The organism is Streptomyces sp. NPDC040410, assembly GCF_055595715.1.
The window spans coordinates 13,877-34,012 of the sequence record NZ_JBVIVK010000029.1 but is presented as its reverse complement, the minus strand read 5'-3'; the positions used below and the strand labels follow the sequence as shown (position 1 = coordinate 34,012).

Annotated in this window: 23 protein-coding genes and 2 pseudogenes; 15 read left to right on the top strand and 10 right to left on the bottom strand. The window is 70.7% G+C overall.

What is annotated here, in order from left to right; genetic code table 11:
- Positions 1–48 precede the first annotated feature (48 nt).
- The 7 genes and pseudogenes from ACZ562_RS34655 (at position 49) to ACZ562_RS34625 (ending at position 5,565) form a co-directional block, all read left to right on the top strand.
- Positions 49–1,300: pseudogene (locus ACZ562_RS34655) on the top strand (NAD(P)/FAD-dependent oxidoreductase).
- A 25-nt stretch (positions 1,301–1,325) separates the two neighbouring features.
- On the top strand, positions 1,326–2,099 hold the full coding sequence (locus tag ACZ562_RS34650) for a trehalase-like domain-containing protein (protein ID WP_471187716.1): 774 nt from the start codon (positions 1,326–1,328) through the stop codon (positions 2,097–2,099).
- Between the two features lie 8 nt (positions 2,100–2,107).
- A complete protein-coding gene (locus tag ACZ562_RS34645; RefSeq protein ID WP_471187713.1) occupies positions 2,108–2,284 on the top strand; it encodes a glycoside hydrolase family 15 protein in 177 nt (58 codons plus the stop codon).
- Between the two features lie 402 nt (positions 2,285–2,686).
- Positions 2,687–2,896 (top strand): phosphatase PAP2 family protein, encoded by a 210-nt coding sequence (locus ACZ562_RS34640; RefSeq protein WP_471187710.1) that lies wholly within the window; start codon positions 2,687–2,689, stop codon positions 2,894–2,896.
- Between the two features lie 171 nt (positions 2,897–3,067).
- On the top strand, positions 3,068–3,208 hold the full coding sequence (locus ACZ562_RS34635) for a hypothetical protein (RefSeq protein ID WP_471187813.1): 141 nt from the start codon (positions 3,068–3,070) through the stop codon (positions 3,206–3,208).
- A 197-nt stretch (positions 3,209–3,405) separates the two neighbouring features.
- Positions 3,406–4,578, top strand: coding sequence for a N(5)-(carboxyethyl)ornithine synthase (locus tag ACZ562_RS34630; protein WP_471187707.1), 1,173 nt, complete (start codon positions 3,406–3,408; stop codon positions 4,576–4,578).
- A 55-nt stretch (positions 4,579–4,633) separates the two neighbouring features.
- A protein-coding gene (locus ACZ562_RS34625; RefSeq protein WP_471187704.1) for an IS5 family transposase occupies positions 4,634–5,565 on the top strand; the annotation gives its coding sequence in 2 pieces (ribosomal slippage) (positions 4,634–5,032 and positions 5,035–5,565; 930 coding nt in all).
- A 724-nt stretch (positions 5,566–6,289) separates the two neighbouring features.
- On the opposite strand, the gene ACZ562_RS34620 is transcribed toward ACZ562_RS34625, so the two are convergent.
- Genes ACZ562_RS34620 through ACZ562_RS34605 form a run of 4 tightly spaced genes read right to left on the bottom strand, consistent with a single transcriptional unit; the run spans position 6,290 to position 9,869 of the window.
- Positions 6,290–6,793 carry a DinB/UmuC family translesion DNA polymerase gene (locus ACZ562_RS34620; protein ID WP_471187798.1) on the bottom strand — a complete coding sequence of 168 codons (504 nt, stop codon included), beginning with the start codon at positions 6,791–6,793 and terminating at the stop codon, positions 6,290–6,292.
- Positions 6,727–7,317 carry a DNA polymerase thumb domain-containing protein gene (locus tag ACZ562_RS34615; RefSeq protein WP_471187701.1) on the bottom strand — a complete coding sequence of 197 codons (591 nt, stop codon included), beginning with the start codon at positions 7,315–7,317 and terminating at the stop codon, positions 6,727–6,729. Before ACZ562_RS34615 ends, ACZ562_RS34620 begins: the two co-directional genes overlap by 67 nt.
- Before the next feature lie 25 nt (positions 7,318–7,342).
- Positions 7,343–8,584 carry an MFS transporter gene (locus tag ACZ562_RS34610; protein ID WP_471187698.1) on the bottom strand — a complete coding sequence of 414 codons (1,242 nt, stop codon included), beginning with the start codon at positions 8,582–8,584 and terminating at the stop codon, positions 7,343–7,345.
- 1 nt (position 8,585) lies between these two features.
- A complete protein-coding gene (locus ACZ562_RS34605; protein ID WP_471187695.1) occupies positions 8,586–9,869 on the bottom strand; it encodes an FAD-dependent oxidoreductase in 1,284 nt (427 codons plus the stop codon).
- 418 nt (positions 9,870–10,287) lie between these two features.
- On the opposite strand from ACZ562_RS34605, the pseudogene ACZ562_RS34600 reads away from it, so the two are divergent.
- The 6 genes and pseudogenes from ACZ562_RS34600 to ACZ562_RS34575 form a co-directional block, all read left to right on the top strand.
- Positions 10,288–10,332 (top strand): annotated as a pseudogene (locus ACZ562_RS34600) (hypothetical protein); the annotation flags it as partial.
- Positions 10,333–10,364: 32 nt separating this feature from the next.
- Complete coding sequence (locus tag ACZ562_RS34595) at positions 10,365–10,856, top strand: NAD(P)-binding domain-containing protein (RefSeq protein ID WP_471187692.1); 492 nt, start codon at positions 10,365–10,367, stop codon at positions 10,854–10,856.
- Between the two features lie 121 nt (positions 10,857–10,977).
- Complete coding sequence (locus ACZ562_RS34590) at positions 10,978–11,277, top strand: hypothetical protein (RefSeq protein WP_471187690.1); 300 nt, start codon at positions 10,978–10,980, stop codon at positions 11,275–11,277.
- A gap of 44 nt (positions 11,278–11,321) precedes the next feature.
- On the top strand, positions 11,322–11,687 hold the full coding sequence (locus tag ACZ562_RS34585; RefSeq protein ID WP_471187687.1) for an ArsR/SmtB family transcription factor: 366 nt from the start codon (positions 11,322–11,324) through the stop codon (positions 11,685–11,687).
- Positions 11,688–11,772: 85 nt separating this feature from the next.
- Positions 11,773–12,084 (top strand): ArsR/SmtB family transcription factor, encoded by a 312-nt coding sequence (locus ACZ562_RS34580; protein ID WP_471187684.1) that lies wholly within the window; start codon positions 11,773–11,775, stop codon positions 12,082–12,084.
- Positions 12,074–12,574 carry a GNAT family N-acetyltransferase gene (locus ACZ562_RS34575; RefSeq protein ID WP_471187681.1) on the top strand — a complete coding sequence of 167 codons (501 nt, stop codon included), beginning with the start codon at positions 12,074–12,076 and terminating at the stop codon, positions 12,572–12,574. Before ACZ562_RS34580 ends, ACZ562_RS34575 begins: the two co-directional genes overlap by 11 nt.
- Here the strand turns inward: ACZ562_RS34575 and ACZ562_RS34570 are convergent.
- From ACZ562_RS34570 to ACZ562_RS34555, 4 genes are all read right to left on the bottom strand, one after another.
- Positions 12,567–13,091 (bottom strand): DinB family protein, encoded by a 525-nt coding sequence (locus tag ACZ562_RS34570; protein ID WP_471187678.1) that lies wholly within the window; start codon positions 13,089–13,091, stop codon positions 12,567–12,569. The two genes, ACZ562_RS34575 and ACZ562_RS34570, sit on opposite strands and share 8 nt — an antisense overlap.
- A gap of 61 nt (positions 13,092–13,152) precedes the next feature.
- Complete coding sequence (locus tag ACZ562_RS34565) at positions 13,153–14,193, bottom strand: ArsO family NAD(P)H-dependent flavin-containing monooxygenase (RefSeq protein ID WP_471187675.1); 1,041 nt, start codon at positions 14,191–14,193, stop codon at positions 13,153–13,155.
- Entirely contained in the window at positions 14,190–14,969 is a 780-nt protein-coding gene (locus ACZ562_RS34560; protein WP_471187672.1) for an aquaporin, read from the bottom strand. The genes ACZ562_RS34565 and ACZ562_RS34560 overlap by 4 nt, the downstream gene beginning before the upstream one ends.
- A gap of 44 nt (positions 14,970–15,013) precedes the next feature.
- Positions 15,014–15,328, bottom strand: coding sequence for an ArsR/SmtB family transcription factor (locus tag ACZ562_RS34555; RefSeq protein WP_471187669.1), 315 nt, complete (start codon positions 15,326–15,328; stop codon positions 15,014–15,016).
- 71 nt (positions 15,329–15,399) lie between these two features.
- On the opposite strand from ACZ562_RS34555, the gene ACZ562_RS34550 reads away from it, so the two are divergent.
- Positions 15,400–15,819 carry an arsenate reductase ArsC gene (locus ACZ562_RS34550; protein WP_471187666.1) on the top strand — a complete coding sequence of 140 codons (420 nt, stop codon included), beginning with the start codon at positions 15,400–15,402 and terminating at the stop codon, positions 15,817–15,819.
- Positions 15,820–15,832: 13 nt separating this feature from the next.
- Positions 15,833–16,810, top strand: a complete 978-nt coding sequence (trxB, locus tag ACZ562_RS34545) for a thioredoxin-disulfide reductase (RefSeq protein ID WP_471187795.1) — start codon at positions 15,833–15,835, stop codon at positions 16,808–16,810.
- Positions 16,811–17,089: 279 nt separating this feature from the next.
- On the opposite strand, the gene ACZ562_RS34540 is transcribed toward trxB, so the two are convergent.
- The gene (locus ACZ562_RS34540; RefSeq protein WP_471187663.1) at positions 17,090–17,599 is read right to left on the bottom strand and encodes a hypothetical protein; all 510 of its coding nucleotides are present in this window, start codon (positions 17,597–17,599) and stop codon (positions 17,090–17,092) included.
- Positions 17,600–17,862: 263 nt separating this feature from the next.
- Positions 17,863–19,998: a hypothetical protein gene (locus ACZ562_RS34535; protein ID WP_471187660.1), complete on the bottom strand. Its 2,136-nt coding sequence runs from the start codon at positions 19,996–19,998 to the stop codon at positions 17,863–17,865.
- Between the last annotated feature and the right edge of the window lie 138 nt (positions 19,999–20,136).

The window sequence follows — 20,136 nt, the reverse complement described above, 5'->3', positions numbered from 1 at the left end:
GGGGAGTGGATCGCCTGCGGGCCGAGCCTGGGCAGCAGAGGAGAGAACATGGCCGCGAACACAGCCTTCGTGATCGTCGGAGCGAGCCTGGCCGGTGCGAAGGCAGCACAGACCCTCCGCGAAGAGGGCTTCGACGGCCCGATCGTGCTGCTCGGAGAGGAAAACGAGCGCCCCTACGAACGCCCCCCCGCTGTCGAAAGGCTATCTGCTGGGCAAGGACGAGCGTGACACCGTCTACGTCCATCCCCCTGAGTGGTACGCCGAGCACGACGTCGACCTGCGCCTGGGCACCACCGCAACCGCGATCGACCCGCCCGGACACGAGGTGACGCTCGCTGACGGCAGCCGCATCGGCTACGGGAAGCTGCTCCTGACCACCGGCTCCTCACCGCGTCGCCTGACCGTGCCCGGAGCCGACCTCGACGGAGTGCTCTACCTGCGCCGGCTCGCCGACAGCGACCGCATCAAGGGATCGTTCGAGTCCGCATCCCGCATCGTGGTGATCGGCGCCGGCTGGATCGGTCTGGAGACCGCGGCAGCCGCCCGCGCGGCCGGTGTCGAGGTCACCGTGCTGGAGAGGGCGGAGCTGCCGCTGCTGCGCGTACTGGGCCGCGAGGTCTCCCAGATCTTCGCCGACCTGCATACCGATCACGGGGTCGACCTGCGCTTCGGCGCCCAGGTCGCCGAGATCACCGGCGCCGGCGGCCGAGCGAGCGGCGTGCTGCTGAACGACGGCAGCCGCATCACTGCCGACGCCGTCATCGTCGGGGTCGGCATCACCCCCAACAGCGGTCTTGCCGAGACAGCCGGCCTCGAGGTCGACAACGGCATCCGCGTCGACGCCCACTTGTGCACCTCGCACCCGGACATCTACGCCGCCGGGGATGTCGCCAACGCCTTCCACCCGCTGCTCGGCAAGCACATCCGTGTCGAGCACTGGGCCAACGCCGTCAACCAGCCGCAAGTCGCGGCCAAGGCAATGCTTGGCCATGATGTGGCCTACGACCGTGTGCCGTACTTCTTCACCGACCAGTACGACCTGGGCATGGAGTACACCGGCTACGTCGAACCCGGAAGCTACGACCAGGTGGTCTTCCGCGGCCGGAGGGACACCCGCGAGTTCATCGCCTTCTGGCTCGCCCAGGGCAGGGTACTGGCCGGGATGAACGTCAACGTCTGGGACGTCACCGACCCGATCCGCGACCTCGTGACCTCCGGGCGCCCGGTCGACGCGACGAGGCTCGCTGACCCCGACGTCCCGCTGAGCGACCTTCTCGACCGCCCCGACACGGCTGGGTGACAGCCCGCCAGAAGATGGTGTGAAGGTGACTGCCACGCCTCCCGCCTCCGGTCGCACACCCCAGGCCCCGGATGGGACGCAGCCGGTACGGGCCGACGGGTATGCGCAGTTGCGGGACTACGCGGTGATCGGGGACGGGCGCTGCGCCGCGCTCATTGCCCGCGACGGCTCGGTGGACTGGCTGGCCTGGCCGGACCTGGACTCGCCGAGCCTGTTCGCCGCCGTGCTCGACCCCGTCCGCGGCGGCCGGTTCCTTCTCCAGCCCGACGTGCAGTACACCGCAAGCCGCCGCTACCTGCCCGGCACGAACGTGCTGGAGACAACGTTCACCACCGTGCACGGCACGGTCCGGCTGACCGATGCGCTGACTCTCCCCGACAACACTTCCCTGGCGCCCGGACGGGAACTGGTCCGGCGGATCGAGGGCCTCGCCGGCAGCGTCCCCATGCGCTGGAGCGTCCAGCCGCGCTTCGGCTACGGCACCCAGGCACCGCACCTGACCCACCGTGCCGGCGTCCCGGTGGCCACCTTTGGACCTGATGCCGTCGCGGTCTGCGCCTGGAACGCGGGAAATCCGCAGCTCACCGGCGATGCCGTCGCATCCAGCTTCCGGACGAGGCCGGTACCCCGGCCGTCATCGCGCTGGCATGCGCACACCAAGAACCGCTGGTCCTACCCACCCGGACAGAGTGCGAGGCGCGCCTGGACCACACCACCGCCACCTGGCGCCGATGGAGCGCGGACCGCACCCACACCGGACCATGGCGCGAGGCGGTCCTGCGCAGCGCCCTCGCTCTGAAGCTGCTGGTGTTCGCCCCCTCGGGCGCGGTCGCCGCTGCCGCGACCACCTCCCTGCCCGAGGAACTGGGTGGGGAGAGGAACTGGGACTACCGCTTCAGCTGGATTAGGGACTCCGCCTTCACCCTGGACGCCTTCCTGCAGCTGGGATGCGCTGCTTTCGGTGGGGAGCTAGATGCCCTCTGACCTGCGGGAACGTAGGCGATTCAGAGCGCCGTCCCAGGGCTCAACCGCTCTGAGTCGTGCGTCAGTTGATCGCGCGGGCGGAGGCGGGCGTTGCTGCCTGGAGCGGGCTGGTGGCTGGACAGGCGGGGCGCGCTCAGGTGGTGTGCGCGTGCCGGCTGCGGGCGTGGGCGGCCCGGATTCTCGGCGTCGAAGTCGGGGTGCTGCCGCGACGCTGAAGGCAGCTCTCATTTGGGATGGTGTCTGAGGAACTTCAGAACCGGCCGGACAGCTCGTCCTTTCCCTGGGGGCACACCGCGGCCGTGGCCGCGGTGTGCCCCCAGGGACACCGCGGCCGTGGCCGCGGTCGTCGGCGCCGTCACCCCGGTGTGACCGGCCGCCGGCGCCGCCTGCGCGGGGCCTGCGGTGCTGGTGTCCGCAGAGCGGCTGCACAGCGGCGCGCACTATCCCACCGACGTGGTCGCCGGCGGCGTGATCGGGCTGGCCGCGGCCGCCCTGGTCCGCGTAGCGCCCCGTCTGCTGCGGCGGCGACGCGTCGGCTACGTGACCGAGCACTGGGTCTGCCCGAATGTGCTCCTCCCACGCCGGCAACACAGCGCAGGAACCGGTGGGTGAACTGGTCCAGCGTGCCTCGCAGCAGCTGTCGCAGCTGGTCCTCGACCATGTGACGATGGTGCCCCCTTCACAGCAGTCGTGGAGGGGGCACCATCGTGTCGGTCACGGGATTCCGCTCGACTTGGGCGAGGGCAGGGACACCGCCTCCGGCAGTGCCCACGCTTCGCGGTGATGGAGCGGACATTTGCCTGGCTGGGACGGTGTCGGCGCCTGGCGAAGGACTACGAGTACCTGCGCGTCTGCTCGGAGAACGCCATCTACCTCTCCATGGCCATGCGCCTCGTGCGCCGCCTCGCAAGACCAGCCCGCTGACAAGTCTTTCAGACGTCCTCCGGACCTGGACCTGTGGATCCTTCGAGCGCAAACGAGCAGCGGGCGCTGAGCGGCTGGCACCGGAGTACCGTGGCGGTACCGAGAGCACCTCGCACGCCGCCATCCAATTCGGCGTCACCCTCGGGAATCGGCAAGGCCGGAGCACATCGCGTCCGGTCGGAAATGAGCCGCCCCACATGAGCCTGATGAGCCTCGGAGTACTCGCCTCCTCCCATAAGGAGAACGAGTTCCGACTGCCGCTGCACCCCCGCCACCTCGACCGGATCGCCCCGGACATACGCGAGAGGATCTTCCTCGAACAGGGCTACGGCCGACGGTTCGGCGTCGCCGACGACGCGCTGCGACCACTCGTGGCCGGACTGCGCTCCCGCGAGCGACTCCTCGCCGAGTGCGATGTCGTGCTGCTGCCCAAACCGATGCACGACGACATCGCCGCGCTGCACGAGGGCCAGGTGCTGTGGGGATGGCCGCACTGCGTGCAGGACGAGAAGATGACCCAGATCGGCATCGACCGACGGCTGACCCTGATCGCCTGGGAAGCCATGAACCACTGGACCTCCACGGGCGCCTTCAGCGTCCATGTGTTCCACAAGAACAACGAGCTCGCTGGCTACTGCTCGGTGCTGCACGCCCTGCAGCTCGGCGGGCTGACCGGTAGCTACGGGCGCCGCCTGCGGGCGGTGGTCATCAGCTTCGGCGCCACGGCGCGCGGAGCGGTCACGGGCCTGGGCGCCATGGGGGTCACCGACGTCACCGTGCTCACCCAACGCGCCGCGGCAGCGGTGGCGTCACCGATGCCCTCGGTCGTGATGGGCCACTTCGAGGAGCAGGAGGACGATCCGTCGCACCTGCGGGCAATTACCGCGGCCGGTTCCGAGCCGCTGGCGGAGTACCTGGCCGGGTTCGACATCATCGTCAACTGCGTCCTGCAGGACACCGACGCGCCACTCATGTTCGTCACCGACGAGGAACTCGCCCTCTTCCGGCCGGGAACCTTCTTCATCGACGTCGCCTGCGACGAGGGCATGGGCTTCGCATGGGCCCACCCGACCACCTTCGGCGAGCCCATGCCCTCGGTGGGGTCGGGCTGCCACTACTACGCGGTGGATCACAGCCCGTCCCACCTGTGGAACTCCGCCACCTGGGAAATCAGCGAGGCGCTCCTTCCCTACCTGCGCAAGGTCATGAACGGCCCCGCGGCATGGGACACCGACGTCACGATCAGAAAGGCCATCGAGATCCGCGACGGCGTCGTCCAGAACCCAAAGATCCTCTCCTTCCAGCACCGGTCAGCCGCCTACCCCCACGCTCCCGAAGTCCCGACGACTCCGCTGAGCTCAGAGGTCTAGGCACTGTTTCTCGGATCTCCGTACATGCGTGGGGTGTTGGGGCCAGGCTGGCTGCATGGGACGTGGAGACCTGACGAACGCGGAGTGGGAGCGGCTGGAGTCGTTCTTACCTCGTGGTGGTGCCCGTGGGGGGCGCTGGAGTGATCACCGGCGGGTGATCAACGGAGTGCTGTACCGGGTGCGGACGGGGGTGCAGTGGCGGGATCTGCCGGAGCGGTTCGGGCCGTGGGAGACGGTCTACAAGCGCCATCGTCGCTGGTCAGCCGACGGGACGTGGGAGATGCTGCTGTCGAAGGTCCAGGCCGCCGAGGACGCTGCGGGCCGGATCGACTGGGACGTGTCGGTGGACTCGACTGCGGTGCGGGCCCACCAACATGCCGCCGGTGCGAGGAAAGCACCCCCGGCCCCGGTTTCCCAAAAGGGGATCGACCGAGGGACGAACCAGGTCGATCCGGTGCTTCGGAAACTGGTCGTCAGACTGGAGGAGGTGGTCAGATCGGCGAGTGTCTGGGGCGCTCCCGCGGCGGCTACACCACCAAGATCCACCTCGCCGCCGACGGACGATGCCGGCCCCTCGCCCTCCTGCTGACACCAGGACACTTCGGCGACGGCCCCCAGCTCGAACGCGTCCTGAACCAGGTTTCCGTGCCCCGCACCGGTGTCGGACGACCCCGCACCCGGCCCGACCACGTCTTGGCCGACAAGGCATACATCGCCCGCAGAAACCGCCGCTACCTGCGACGACGCGGAATCTCACACACCATCCCCGAACGCCTCGCCCAGCAAAAGCACCGGCGCAACCGCGGTTCCCAGGGCGGCCGACCCACCGGGTTCGACAGCGAGCGCTACAAGAAGCGCAACACCGTTGAACGCGCCATCAACCGGCTGAAGGGCTTCCGGGCCGTCGCCACACGCTACGAGAAACGCGCCTACACCTACCTCGGCACCGTCACCCTCGCAGCCCTCATCATCTGGCTCCGCACATGATCCGAGAAACAGCGCCTAATACGCCACGCGTTGAAGTTCTCCCGCCAGGTGTGTTTCGCCGGTCGTCCACCGCTCTTGACCGCGCCGGAACCAACGGACGGATGATCTCCCACTCCGGACCAGAAAGATCCGTCGAGTAACGGGTACGCAGCCCGCACACCCCAGCCCCCGAAAGTGCGTCACCACCCCGATAACAGGCAACTTGCCCGCTGACAGGCTTTTCTGACGCCCTCTACAGTAACTTGACCGACAGGGCGGCCCGGCGCACCGCTATCTCCACCAAGCCCGTGAGGAAGCGTCGCTCTACATGAGGGGACGCGTCAGGCGGAGGCAGCGCCGGAGGCGTCGACCGGGGCTGGCAGGGTGCGGAGGCGTTCGCGCAGATCGGCCACGTTCTCGGCGGGCCGGGCCGCGAGGAGTCCGTCCAGGCGCCCCAGCCGGGTGCGGGCGGTGGCGCGCAAGCGGCTCGGCGGTACCCGGTCGAGGACGTCCAGGGCGCGCTGCGCGGCATCGGAGGGTTGCTCGGAGGCCTCGGCTTGGGCGAGGACGAGGGTGGCGGCGGCCCATCCGAGGGTGCCGGGGGTCCAGGCGGCCTCGGCGCGGGTGCGGGCCTGCTCGGTGCGGCCCAGCGTGAGGTGCGCCTCCGCCTGGTGCAGGGCGAGTTCGGGCTCGTCGAAGCCGAAACGGCCCGGGGCCTGGCCGACCGCGTCGTCTTCGAGTTCAGTCAAGGCGACGTCGAGGGCGGCGGCCGCCTCCCGGTCGCGGCCCTGCTGGGCGAGGGTGGGCAGCAGCGCCCAGGCGTGGATCTGGGCACGGACCAGGCCGGCGGGGGCCGCGGCCGCGCCGCGCTCGGCGTACGTGTACGCGGCGGCCAGGTTGCCGGTGTGGCGGGCCACCATGCTCTGCGCCCCGTACGCCCAGGCCGCCAGCGCCGTATCGCCGCACCGGTTGGCGTAGGAGACTGCGGTGCCCAGGTGGATGCGTGCGCCGGCCGGGTCGTCGAGGTGGAAGGCCAGGTTGCCCAGCAGCCGGCGCGTGGGAGCCCGAGGGAGTCGTACACCGTATACGCCGCGCGGGCCAGGAGCACGGTGTGCTGAGTCGCCTCGGGCAGGACACGGCTGCGGCGGGTGGAGCTCTGGTCGGCATAGTGGATGGTGCAGGTCAGGCCGCTCGCGATCTGGCCGGAGGCGCGGAGGCGGGCACCGAGGTCGTCGGCGAGGGCGAGCAGGGCGCGCCGGTGCTGGCCGGGTCGAGCTCGTCGCGGACAAAGCGGTGCTCGGTGCTGATGCTCGCCGGGGTCGGGATGGGGTCGACGACCTGGGTGTCGCGGCCCTGGGCGTGCTCGTGGAGGGCACGTCCGGCCCGGGCGCCGAGCAGACGTCGCAGCGTGAGCTGGGGGACTTGGACGACGTCGCCGACGGTGTGCAGACCGTACTCGCGAAGCGTCGCGGCGGTCCGCGCTCCCACACCGGGCAACTCGTGGACCGGTCGCGGGCGCAGGAAGGCGGCGATCGCCTCGGGGGAGTCGTCGACGACGGTGCGCTGCCCGGGCGGGGTGAGGGAGCAGGCCATCGCGGCGAGCATCCGGTTGGGGCCGCACCCCGCCGCGCTGCGCAGGCCGAAGTGGGCGTGAGCGCGCAACTGGACCAGCCCGGTCAGGCCGCGGGCGTCCCGGTCCCTTCTCTGGGGCTGCGGCTGCGGCGCGAGGCAGTGGACAGACCGTCTGTGCAGCTCGACGCGCGGATTTCTCACCGTAGTTGGTGCAACAGGTGTGGTGCTATCGCCGGTTCGGGTGAGTCGCTCCCTCGGCCGGTTGAGGGCGTGCCCCGCGGGCGGTGACGGCGGCTGTGGCCGAGAGGACGGCGAGCAGGGCGAACAGTGCGGGGTGTCCGCCGAGGGGTCCGGCCAGGACCGCGCCGGCGAAGGGGGCGAGTGCTGCGGCTGCGTGGGCCGGTGCGCCGAGGAGTCCGGAGAGTCTGCCGTAGTGGGTGGTACCCCACCGGTCGGTGACGGCGGTGGCCTGGAGGAGGGTGAGGTTGCCTCGGATCACCCCGGCGAGGATGCATACGGTGACGAGCAGGGCGTACGGGCCAGCCACGGTGGCGAGGGCGGCGGTGGTGAGGGCGCCGAGTGCGATCAGGGTGACGGTGCGGGCGGTGACGCCGAGGTGGCGGGCGAGGGTCGCGTACAGGGTGCGGCCGAGAGTCTGGCCGGCCCCGCCGAGGCCGAGGGCCCATGCGGCTTGGGTGGTGGTGTAGCCGCGCTCCATGAGGAGGGGGACGAGGCCGATGACGACGGCGTACATCGCGAACGCGGAGAGGGTGAAGGTGACGGCCAGCATCCGGAACGCCCGGCTGCGCACCACGCCCTCGTGGCCGCCAGTGACGTGCGGCGGGCTCGGCGGGGCTGGCGGCCACGGGGCTTTCAGCGCGATCGCGTGCGCCGGGATGGTCAGGACGGCGAGGATGCTGGCGAGCACTACGTAGGTGGCGCGCCAGGACATGTGGTCGGCGAGTATCGCGGTCAGTGGTGCGAAGACGGTGGAGGCGAGTCCGCCGGCGAGGGTGACGATGGTGAGTGCGCGGATGTGGTCGGGGGCCCACCAGCGGGTGAGGGCGGCGAAGGCGGGCTGGTAGAAGACGGCGGCCATCGCCGCTCCGGCGAGCAGCCACCCGGCGAAGAAGAGGGCCAGGTCGGGGGCTGCGGCGATCACCAGCAGGCTGAGCGCGCCCAGGACGGAGCCGGCGGTCATGACGGTGCGAGGTCCGCGGTGGTCCAGGACGCGGCCGACATAGATCCCGGCCATGGCGGAGACGACGAGGGCGGTGGAGAACGCTGCGGTGGTCGCGCCCGGGCTCCAGCCGGTGTCGGCGGTGATGGCCGGGTTGAGGACGGGGAAGGCGTAGTAGACGATGCCCCAGCTGGTGATCTGGGTGAGGCAGAGGGCGGGCAGTACGGCGCGTGGCCGCGACCGGACCCCCGTCCCGGTCGCGGTCACGCCGCTTTGAAGGTCGCTCACCTCAGCAGCCGCCGGAGGCGGCAGGCGCGGCGCCGATGGTGAGGGTGGCCGGGGCTGCGCAGCAGCCGTCGCCGCTGGTTGCCTCGGCGGCCTCCGGCTCGTCGAAGAGGCCTGCTCCGCCGCACACGCCCGTCTCGGGGAGGGTGAGTTCGACGCGCTCGGCCGCCTCCTGGTCGCCTGCGAGGTGAGCGGCGATGGAGCGGACCTGCTCGTAGCCGGTCATGGCGAGGAAGGTCGGGGCGCGGCCGTAGGACTTCATGCCGACGAGGTAGACGTCCTTCTCCGGGTGGGCGAGCTCGTTCACGCCGTGCGGGTAGACCGTGCCGCACGAGTGCTGGTTCGGGTCGATCAGCGGCGCCAGCTCCACCGGGGCTTGCAGGCGCTCGTCCAGGCCGAGGCGGAGCTCGTCGAGGAAGGAGAGGTCGGGGCGGAAGCCGGTGAGGACGACGACCTCGTCCACCGGGTCGAGACGGCGGCCGTCCTCACCGATGAGGACTACCCGGCCGTCTTGGGTGCGCTCGATGGTGTCGGTGCGGAAGCCGGTGACCGCGTCCGCGTAGCCGGCGTCGACAGCGGCCTTGGCGGCCAGGCCGAGGGCGCCGCGGGCGGGCAGCTCGTCGGCCTCGCCGCCGCCGAAGGTGGAGCCGGAGATGCCGCGGCGCAGGATCCAGGTGGCGTGGGTGTCCGCGCCGTCGTCGGCCTTGGCGAGGTCGGCGAGGTAGGCGAGGGCGGTGAAGGCGGAGGCGCCGGAGCCGATGACCGCGGTGCGCTTGCCCGCGTACTGGGCCCGGACGGCGGGGTCCTTCAGGTCCGGGACGCGGTAGGTGATGCGGTCGGCGGCGGCCTTCTCTCCGAGGGCGGCGAGTCCGCTGCCGCCGGCGGGGCTGGGGGTGGACCAGGTGCCGGAGGCGTCGATGACCGCGCGGGCGAAGATGCGCTGCTCGCGGCCGTCGGCGCGGGCGTCGTAGCGGATCTGCTCGCCCAGGACGTCGGCCAGAGGCTGGAGGTAGAGGGCGGCCCAGTCCCCGCCCGAGGGGTAGGTGTCCTCTTCGGGCTTGACCCAGCCGGTCGGAGCGAGGAGCTTCTCGGCGGCCGGGTCGACGACCTCGCCCCAGCGGGAGAACAGCCGCACGTGCGCCCACTCACGCACCGCGGTCCCGGCGACCGGGCCGGCTTCCAGGACGAGGGGTTCGATGCCGCGGTCGAGGAGGTGGGCGGCGGCCGCGAGGCCGGCGGGGCCGGCCCCGATGACGACGACGGGCAGCTCGGTGGTGGTCTCGCTCATGACAGGTCTCCGGGGTCTTCGTACAGGCAGGCTGGCGGGCGGTGGCGGGGCTCGGGTGGTCAGCAGCAGCCGGCGCCGGTGGTGACGCTTCGCGCTTGGCCTGCGGGTCGCAGCAGGCTCCGGCTGCTTCCGCGTCCTCGCTGGTGCCGCAGCACGGGGAGGACTGGGCGGGGGCCGCCTCGGCGGCGGGCTGTACGGGGGCGGGGCCGCAACAGGAGCCCTGCGTCTCGGCGTGGTTGGGGATGGTGGGGGTGAGCTGCTCGCTCATGACGACTCCCTCGGTGTTTCGACGTTTGTCTATGGCTTGCACGATCAGCATGCCAGCTGTATCGATAGACGTCAACATAGACATTCATCAATTTAGTGGGATTGTGATGGAGCACGTGGAAGCGGCGTCATCGGCGGCGGGTAGTCCGGGCTGGCGGCCGCGCATGCACTGGTTCGGGCAGGGCTGAAGCCGGTGGTGCTGGAGGCGTCGGACCGGGCGGCCGGCTCGTGTTCTCCCTGGCCCGGTTCAGTGCGCTGCCGGGTCTGGCCTTCGGCGGGGACCTGGACCGCTACCCGCACCGCGATGAGGTCGCCGGCTACCTCGACCACTACGCCGCCCTCCTGGACGCCGAGATCCGCACCGGCCGGCGCGCGGCCCGGGTGACAGTGGAGGCGGGCGGCCACTTCCGGGTCGAGGTGGAGGGCGGGGCCGCCCTGACGGCCGGGGCCGTGGTTGCGGCGTGGGGGAGTTTCGCCAATCCCTACCGGCCGGCGCTTGCGGGCCGCCTGGAGTCCTTCACCGGCCGCCTTCTGCACGTGGCCGACTACCGCAGCCCCGAGGTGTTCGCCGGGCAGCGGGTCGTGGTGGTGGGCGCGGGCAACTCCGCGGTCCAGGTCGCATCCGAGCTCGCCCGCACCTGCCAGGCCACGCTCGCGACCCGGACGCCAGGAAGTTCGCCCGCCAGCACCTGCTGGGCCGGGACCTGCACTTCTGGCTGACGCGCCCGGGCCTGGACGCAGCCCCGCTCGGCCGACTGCTGCGCACCCCGCCGGCCCAGCCCGTCCTGGACGACGGCCGCTACCGCGCCGCGCTCGCCGCGGCTTGCCCGAGCGCCGGCCGATGTTCACCACACTGGACGGCGACACCCTCACGTGGGCGGACGGGACGGTGGAGCAGGTGGATGCGGTGATCCTGGCGACCGGCCACCGGCCCGACCTTCCCTACCTCACCGGCCTGGACGGCGCGCTGGATGCGGCCGGGCGCCCCCGGCACCGCGACGGCGCCTCCGCCGCTCACCCGGGGTTAACGTTGGTCGGTCTGGAGTGGCAGCGCAGCCTGTCCTCGAACAGCCTGCGCGGTGTGGGCCGGGACGCAGGCCTGGCGGCCCGCCGCCTCGCCGCACATCTGTCCTGCCGTTGAGGCCCGCACTACCCGACTGATTCGACATGTGTCAACATAGACCTATGTCGAATGCGAAGGTTCTGCCGCTCCTGGAGCCCGATGTCGTGCCGTGCTGCCCGCCGCTGACCGAGCGCCCCATGTCCGCCGACGAGGCCGAGACCGCCGCGAAGATGTTCAAGGCGCTCGGCGACCCCGTCCGGCTGCGGCTGTTCTCCGCCGTCGCCTCCCACGAGGGCGGGGAGGCGTGCGTGTGTGACATCTCCGACGTCGGCGTCTCCCAGCCCACCGTCTCCCACCACCTGAAGAAGCTCAAGGAGGCGGGCCTGCTGTCCTCCGAGCGGCGGGGCACGTGGGTGTACTACCGGGTCGAGCCCGCCGTCCTCGCCGCCATGGGCGCACTGCTGGCGGGCGCTGCGCGGGAGGCGTAGGGAGCTGTCCTTTCCGGCTGGACCCGGAGGGTGGCCCCCTTCATCGTTCATCGACTATCGTCGATGAACGATGAAGGGGGCTGTGATGCTCAGTGACAATGACGCCCGCATGTACGCGGGCTGGTTCAAGGCCCTGGCCGACCCCACGCGCGTGCGCCTGCTGCACCTGCTGGCCGGCGAGGGTCGGGCGATGAGCGTGGGCGAGATCGTGGAACGCGCCGAGGTCGGGCAGTCGACGGTTTCCCACCACCTCAAGATCCTGGCCGAGGTGCGGTTCGTCCTGGCCGAGAGGCGGGGCACCTCGACCTCCTACACGGTCAACCACACCTGCCAGAGCGTCTTTCCCCGCGCCGTCCGCGCGATCCTCGGCCAGGAGGCGCCCGCCGATGGGTGCTGAGATCCGCATCGCTGCGATGACGGCCGCGCACGCCGAGCGGGTGCTGGCGATCTACCAGGCCGGGATCGAGGAGGGCAACGCGACCTTCGAGACGCAGGCCCCGGACTGGGCCGCGTTCGACAAGGCCAAGCTGCCCGGCCACCGCTTCGTCGCCCTCGAGGGCGACGGCCGGGTGCTGGGCTGGGTGGCGGCGAGCGCGGTCTCGGACCGGTGCGCGTACACGGGCGTGGTCGAGCACTCCGTGTATGTCCACCCCGACGCTCGCGGCTGCGGCGTCGCCGGCCGGCTCCTTGCGGCCTTGGTCGAGTCGACGGAGGCCGCGGGGATCTGGACGATCCAGTCCGGGATCTTCCCCGAGAACGCCGCCAGCCTCGCCGTCCACCAGCGGGCGGGCTTTCGTGTCATCGGCACCCGTGAGCGCATCGGCCGGCACCACGGTGTGTGGCGCGACGTGGTCCTGCTGGAGCGTCGGAGCCCGCGGATCAGCTGAGCTCGCCGTCCAGGGTGAGCTGGCGGCGGTGGAAGTCGAAGTGCCGGGTCGGGTAGCGGTAGATGTCGGCGAGCGTCATGAAGTCCTGGAAGAACGGATCCCAGCGGACGGGGAAGTGCATGCCGCGGGCCAGGTCGGCATCGGCTTCCGCTGCGAGCCGGCGGTGCAGTGAGTCGATGACGCGGTCGAACGCGGCGCCCGTGCGGCGCGGCCCGAAGACCTTCACTGCCCCGCACGGGCCGGCGTAGTTGACCCAGTCGAACGGCCGGGTCGCGGCGTTCAGCGCCTGGGCGAAGGCCCTGCCGGCGCTGCGGGGCAGGTGCGCGAAGGCGCGGACGAGGACCAGCAGAACCCGCACGACCAAGTAGCCGAAGAACATGTGCCACAGCAGCTGCTCGTTCGTCCACCGGGTACCGCGGGTGGGGCGGGCGAGATCGGCTTCCGTGGCATTTCCGAGCAGGTCGTGGAAGGTCTGCCGTGCGCGCTCGTAGTCCGCGTACACGGCCTGCCGGTCCATCGCCATCTCATTCATCGCCCCGGGCCCGTCCACCGTGATTAATTCCCGTCCCGGGGCTGTTTCAGGCGCCGAGGAATTCCGCGATCTCGCGGACGGCTCCGCGTGCCGTACGGCCGACGCCGATCAGGGTGGCGGAGGCGGGGCCGGTCCAGTCGCCGTAGCCGAGGAGGTGGATGCGCGGGTCGGCGACGGCGCGGGCGCCCTCGGTGGGGATGCGGCCGCCCTCGCTACGAAGGCCCAGCGGGGCCAGGTGCGAGAGGGCGGGGCGGAAGCCCGTGCACCAGATGACCGCGTCGCAGGGCCAGACGCTGCCGTCCGCCCAGCGGGCTCCGTCGGCCGGCAGGCTCTCGAACATCCGGTGGTCCGGGATGAGGCCGGCGTCGCGGGCGGCGCGTACGGGCGGGACGGCGACGATGTCGCCGAGGTCGGAGATGCGGGGGCCGCCGGACTGGACGCGCCGGGTGGCGAGTTCGAAGAGGGCGCTGCCGTCGATCTCGTCCGGGAGGTAGCGAGCCGGGCGCTGGGTGACCCAGCGGACGGTGGCGTGCGGCGCGAGGTCGGCTGCGACCTGGGCACCGGAGTTGCCGCCACCCACCACGATGACGCGCTGTCCCGCGTAGTCCCAGGGGCTGCGGTAGTCCACCGTGTGGTGCTGGCGGCCCTGGAAGTGCTCGCGGCCGGGGACGGCGGGCAGGAAGGGGCGCCACCAGGTGCCGGTCGCGCTGATCACGACGCGAGCCGTGAAGGCGCCGGAGTCCGTTTCGACGCGCAGGAGAGGCGCCTGGTCGCGGACGGCCTCGACGCGGACGCCCCGCTGGATGGCGAGTTCGTACCGCTTCTCGTAGTCGGCGAGGTACTCCAGTACGTGGGAGACGTCCGGGAACGTCTTGCCCGCCTGCGCCGGCATGAGCCGGCCGGGCAGGGAGGAGTAGGCGGCCGGGGAGAACAGGTGCAGTGAGTCCCAGGCATGCTGCCAGGCTCCGCCCGGGGTGGTCTGGGCGTCGAGGATGGTGAAGTCGATGCCCGCCCTGCGCAGGTAGTAGCCGGCGGCGAGCCCTGCCTGGCCGCCGCCGACCACCACCACATCCGCGTGCTGCGTCATGCGACGGGCTGCCCGCTGTCGGTCTTGCCGCGCATGAAGATGACCGCCACCAGGGCCAGGCCCACCGCGGCACCGATCAGCTGCATGCCGATAAAGCCGGTGACCGACGACGGGGCGATGCCCGCGAAGGTGTCGGTGAACGCGCGGCCGATGGTGACCGCCGGGTTCGCGAAGCTGGTGGAGGAGGTGAACCAGTAGGCGGCGCCGATGTATGAGGCGACCGCGACGGGCGCGAAGCGCAGGCGGTCGGTGCGGGCCAGTCCGAAGATCAGAAGGATCAGGCCCGCGGTCGCCACGACCTCGCTGAGGAGCAGGTTCCCGGCGGAGCGGTCGTGAGTGGACCACTTCACCAGCGGCTCGCCGAACATCGCATCCGCAAGGATCGCGCCCGCGATGGCGCCGACGATCTGGGAGGGCACGTAGACAGCGAGCTCGCGGGCATTGACTCCGGCGCCGCCCCTGCGGGCGGTCCACCACTCGGCCAGAGTGACGGCCGGGTTGAAGTGGGCGCCGGAGATCGGACCGAGGAGGGCGATCAGCACAAAGAGCCCGAAGACCGTGGCGGTGGAGTTGGCCAGGAGCTGGAGGGCTACGTCCTGGGTGAGTTCGGTGGCCTGGATGCCGGAGCCGACGACGACCGCCACGAGCGCGGCCGTGCCGACCAGCTCGGCGGCGGCCCGGGCGATGAGCGGGGTCGCGCCGGGCGCGGGCTGGGGCGCGTCGGCGGCTATGACGGATTCCGCTGCGGGGGCGGCGACGGGCTCGGTGGCGGTCAAGACAGGTTCTCCTCGGGCAGGTGAGGCAAAAGAGCGACTACGGGCTACGGGCAGGACCGCTTGAGGTTCGCTTCGGCGGTGGCGCGCGCGGTCTGAGCGAGGTCGGCGAACTGACCGGCGATGGCTTCGATGACTTCGGGGCGCAGGCGGTAGTAGATGTACCGCCCGCACGGCTCCGTCTCCACGACACCCGCCTCGCGCAGCACCTTCAGGTGGTTCGAGAGGTTCGTCTGCTTGGCGCCCGTCTCTTCCACAAGGTGGGTGGTGCAGAGCGTCTCCTTGGCCAGGAGGGTCACGATCTGGAGCCTGAGCGGGTCGGCCAGAACCCGGATCAGATCAGTGTCGACTGACGTCATCATGTGCTGATACTGTCACATCACTCAGGGCTGATACCAGTCCGGGCTGAGTCAATGGATTGAAGGCAGAGACGATGTCCTCCACCCCGCTCGCATCCGTGCTGTTCGTCTGCATCCACAACGCAGGCCGATCCCAGATGGCCGCCGGATTCCTGCGCCACCTCGCCGGGGAGCGCGTCGAGGTCCGCTCCGCCGGCTCCATGCCCGGTGAGCAGATCAACCCCTCCGCCGTTGCTGCGATGGCCGAGCTGGGCATCGACATCTCCGACCAGAAGCCCAAGGTCCTCACCCCCGAGGCCGCTCAGGCGTCCGACTACATCATCACCATGGGCTGTGGCGACGCCTGCCCGTACTTCCCCGGCAAGACCTACCTCGACTGGCAGCTCGAAGACCCCGCTGGCCAGGGCGTCGAGGCCGTCCGCCCCATCCGCGACGAGATCAAGGGCCTCATCGAGGGCCTGATCGCCGAGATCGACGCCAAGAAGCAGGGCTGATTCCGTGACCGACGTGACCACCGATGACGGCATACGCGCCGTCATCATCATCGGCTCCGGCCCTGCCGGATACACCGCCGCCCTCTACACGGCCCGCGCGCAGCTGAAGCCGCTGCTGTTCGGCAGCTCCATCTTCGTCGGCGGCTCGCTCACCACGACCACCGAGGTGGAGAACTTTCCCGGCTTTCCCGACGGGATCGACGGCCCGGACCTCATGGTCAACATGCGGGCCCAGGCTGAGAAGTTCGGCGCCGAGATGATCGACGACGACATCGTCTCCGTGAACCTCACTGGTGAGATCAAGGAAGTCACCGACTCCGTGGGCACCGTGCACCGCGCCAAGACGGTGATCATCGCCACCGGTTCCGGCTACCGCAAGCTCGGCCTCCCCAAGGAAGACGAGCTCTCCGGCCGCGGAGTGTCCTGGTGCGCCACCTGCGACGGATTCTTCTTCCGCGACCGTGACATCGTCGTGGTCGGCGGCGGCGACACCGCCATGGAAGAGGCCACCTTCCTCACCCGCTTCGCCCGCTCGGTCACCATCGTCCACCGCCGCTCCACCCTGCGCGCCTCCAAGGTCATGCAGAACCGAGCCTTCACCGACGACAAGATCTCCTTCGCCTTCGACAGCGAGATCGCCGAGATCAAGGAAACGAACGGCATGCTCTCGGGCGTCGCCCTGCGCGACACCTTCACCGGCGAGCTCCGCGACCTTGACGTCACCGGCCTTTTCATCGCGATCGGACACGACCCGCGCACCGAACTGTTCACCGGACAGGTCGACCTCGACGACGAGGGCTACATCCAGGTCGCCTCGCCCGCGACCCGCACGAACATCCCCGGCGTCTTCGCGGCCGGCGACGTCGTCGACCACACCTACCGCCAGGCCATCACCGCAGCCGGCTCCGGCTGCGCCGCGGCCCTCGACGCCGAGCGCTACCTCGCCGCCCTCAGCGACCAAGTGCAGGACGCAGCCGAAGTCCTGGCCTGAGCCGACAGACCAGCCAGACCGGATCCTGTGCGCGGTGGCATTTCGCGCAGGGTCCGATCTGGGGCGGTGTACAGGTGAGCGCGGGTGCTCTTGGGGCCTGAGAGGTGCTCATCGGCGGTTCCTTCCGGGTGGCGGCTCCCCTGGATGGAGCTGCTGGCTGGCGGTCGCGCTCGTTAGGGCCGGTTCACGGACCGGGTGAGTTCCCGGTTCGCGGCCCGGGCCGCGTCCAGCTCCTCCGTCCGTTCGTCGAGCTCGCTCTTTGTGTCGGCGAGGTTCTGTTCAAGCAGGGCGATCTGCCGTTCGGACGAGAGCGACCGCGTCCTGGATGTGGAGCTTGTCCTCGTCGGTGAGTTCTTCGAGGTCGTGACGGACGCGGTGGACCAGGCGGCGGACCCGGGTGATCTCCTCGTCCGACGGCATGGCCTCGGCCTTCGCCCAGGAGTGGGCCGCGAACGCAGCGAGCCGCTCCCGGCCACGCAGGAGATCAGCGAGGTACGCCTCCAGGTCGGGGAGGTAGGAGACGTCGGTGCGGAAGTGGGAGCACCCTACGCACCTGAAGCGGACGGGGCAGTCCTGCCCGCCGGCTGCCACGTTGGTCGGTTCGGTGCAGAGCCCGTAGGGGACTTGGACCTCCCCGATGCCCCGCCGGGCGTGCTCGGAGTCAAGGACGAGCTGGGCCTGGCGCCAGATGCGGCTGCCGTGCCGGTCGAACTGCATGCTGGTGACCCTGTCGACGGCTTCGCGGCGGCGCTGGTCGCCGACCCGGTAGTAGCGCTGTGTTGTCGACAAGTCCCGGCGGTCCATGAGCTGGCAGAGCACGCCACGGCTACACAAGATCCTTCAGCGTCCGTCCGGACCGCAATGACTCAGGCTGCCGCACCCTCGCGGACTGTGGTGCGGTAGCCGCCCATGCACGGCTCCAGCGCGTGATGTGGGCTGTTCCTGCGATCGTCAACTGGCCTGCTGCAATCCCGCCGGCAGACCGCGCCGCTGTTGAGGCCTGCGTCAGCTCGAGCCGGATCAAAGTCCCTGGATTCATCCCGTCTTGCCCGCTACGGGAGGGACGGTCCGCTGGGGGTTTGCGGACTGTGCGTTGAGGGGGGCTGGGGCGGTGAGGGGAGGTTGTGCGGATGCTGCGGTGACGGGGAGTCCGCCTCGGAGGGCGTAGGAGGCGTCGTGACTGACGGGGAGTTGGGCACTCTGCGCAATCTCACACGCTGTGGCCGGGGGCGTTTGGTCACTGAAGTTCTCGAGGGTGCTGCGGAGGGGGAAGGCGGTGAGGTGGATGGCCGCTGTGGTGTTGTGGGGACCGACGGGGGGCGCTGGGTGGCCGGCGTCGCCGGGTGGGTCGGCGGTGTCGTGTTCCCGGGCCTGGGCACGCCGCGTGTCTGGGCGGGGTAGAGCTGGTGGGCAGAGGCGAGGATGGGCTGCGCCTGCTTTCGCTGGGCGATGGTGGCGTTGTGCAGCGCGCGCCGGGCGAAGCCACGCCCGCGGTGGTTGCTCTCGGCGTCGGCCAGTTGCCCGGCTGCGACGGCCTCGGGCAGGGTGCCGCGGTGGGCGTGTTCGCGGGAGGGGTAGAGCTCGGCCAGGGTGTCGGTGATGTCAGAGGCGAGGCGGATGGCTTCCCAGCTGTGGAGGGCCTGGGCGCTGCCGGTGACGTGTTGATAGCGGTAGCCCATCGCCGCCTGCACCTCGGCGACGGCCGTCTGCTCGTCCGGGGCGGCGAACAGGGCCGTCGCGGTGAGGATCAGGGTGACCAGGTCGTGGTCGACCGGGAGGTGGCGGGCCCGTAGGGCACGCAGGACGTAGTCGCGTTCTTGGGCCAGTAACACCAGGCGAGGGTCAAGTCCGGCTCCTCGTCCTCCGGCCCTGAGCAGGTCGCCCAGCGCCTGCAGCTGTACCTCGGCCATGAAGGTGCGCCGTCGCGGTGCGCGCCGCCCCAGGAGGGGCAGCTGCCGCTCGGCGAGCCGTGTCCAGTCCGGCTGTCCCGGACCGGGTGGGCCGTAGCCGTCCAGGTGCCGCAGGCGTGCGGCGAAGGCGAGCAGTGCCTCCCGGTACAACTCTGAGACGGTGTCGCTCGGGGCGCACGACTCCGAGAGGCTGTCGGGCTGTGGCCTGTCCAGTCTGTCCTGCCAGGTCGCCGGGAGCTCCCCGAGCCAGTGCCCTTCGGAACGAGCCAACAACAGGACGCGGATTTGACGGCTTCCCTGGTAGGCGTCCAGCGCGTTGAGCAGCGGGGACAGTTGGTCACCGCGTGTTTCGGCGTGGTCGACCACCAGCAGCAACGACTGCGTCAGATGGCGCAGCAGCTGATGCCAGTTGGGCGCCTGCTCGGGGTCCGCGGCCAGAAAACCGGCCGTCCAGTCTGACCGCCCTGTGTCGTCGAGCGCCGTGAGTCGGCGGGCCGCCTCTACGGCGGCACGGGTTTTACCCCAGCCGCTCGGCGCCGTCAGCAACCGCACCCCGACGTCGGCTCGCTGCCCGGGCCAGGGTGCGGCGAGCCGTGGTCCGTGACACCAGTCCAGCAGCTTGTCCGGTGCACCTCCCCGCATCGGCACGATGGCCGCCTCGGGCTCCAGGAGCTGGGCCGGGGTGCGAAGTGTCGTCAAAGGAGCCGTCAGATACGGCCGCAAAGCGACCGGTTCGAGAACCGGAGCGACGTCCGAGTCTTCCTGCACCAAACGGCGCAAGCACCGATGGAGCAGGAACCGGGCGGCCGGCATCACATACAAGGCGCCATCGTCGTTGAGCGTCGCCTGGATGCAGCCGATGAGCAGCCCGTCACAAAACGCCGCGGCGCCCGAGGCACCACGCCACGGATCACGGTGCTCGCCCACCGGTTCAGCCACGACGCTCAGCTCGTGATGAAAGGCGCCTCGGGCAGTGGCGGGATTGATCGTGCCCCGGATTCCGTACGAGTCGGATGCTCCCTGGTGGCGTTGCACGTCGGGGAAGCACACCGTGGTGACGTCATGTTCGTCGCTCGCGACGATGGCACCCCAGCGGACGGCCTCCGCAGAGGCTGCCACTGGACCCTGCTGCGCTGGGGTGAGCCGCAGCAGCGCCACGTCAAGCTCACGCGTGAGGAGTTGGCGCGAGTCCGCACACCCGTCCCTGCACAACGGGCAGGTACCCGCACTGTGCCAGACCAGTTCGGCGTCCACCGGAGCACGCGCCGGCCCGTCCATGAAGCGCACCTGATATCGGCAATCGCTGCCCTCCAAAGGGGCGACGTGCCCGGCGGTCAAGACCAACGACCGCGTGATCCGGTATCCGGAGCCCAACCGGACCGGCGCCGCCGGCGCGCAGGACCGGATTTCCGCGAC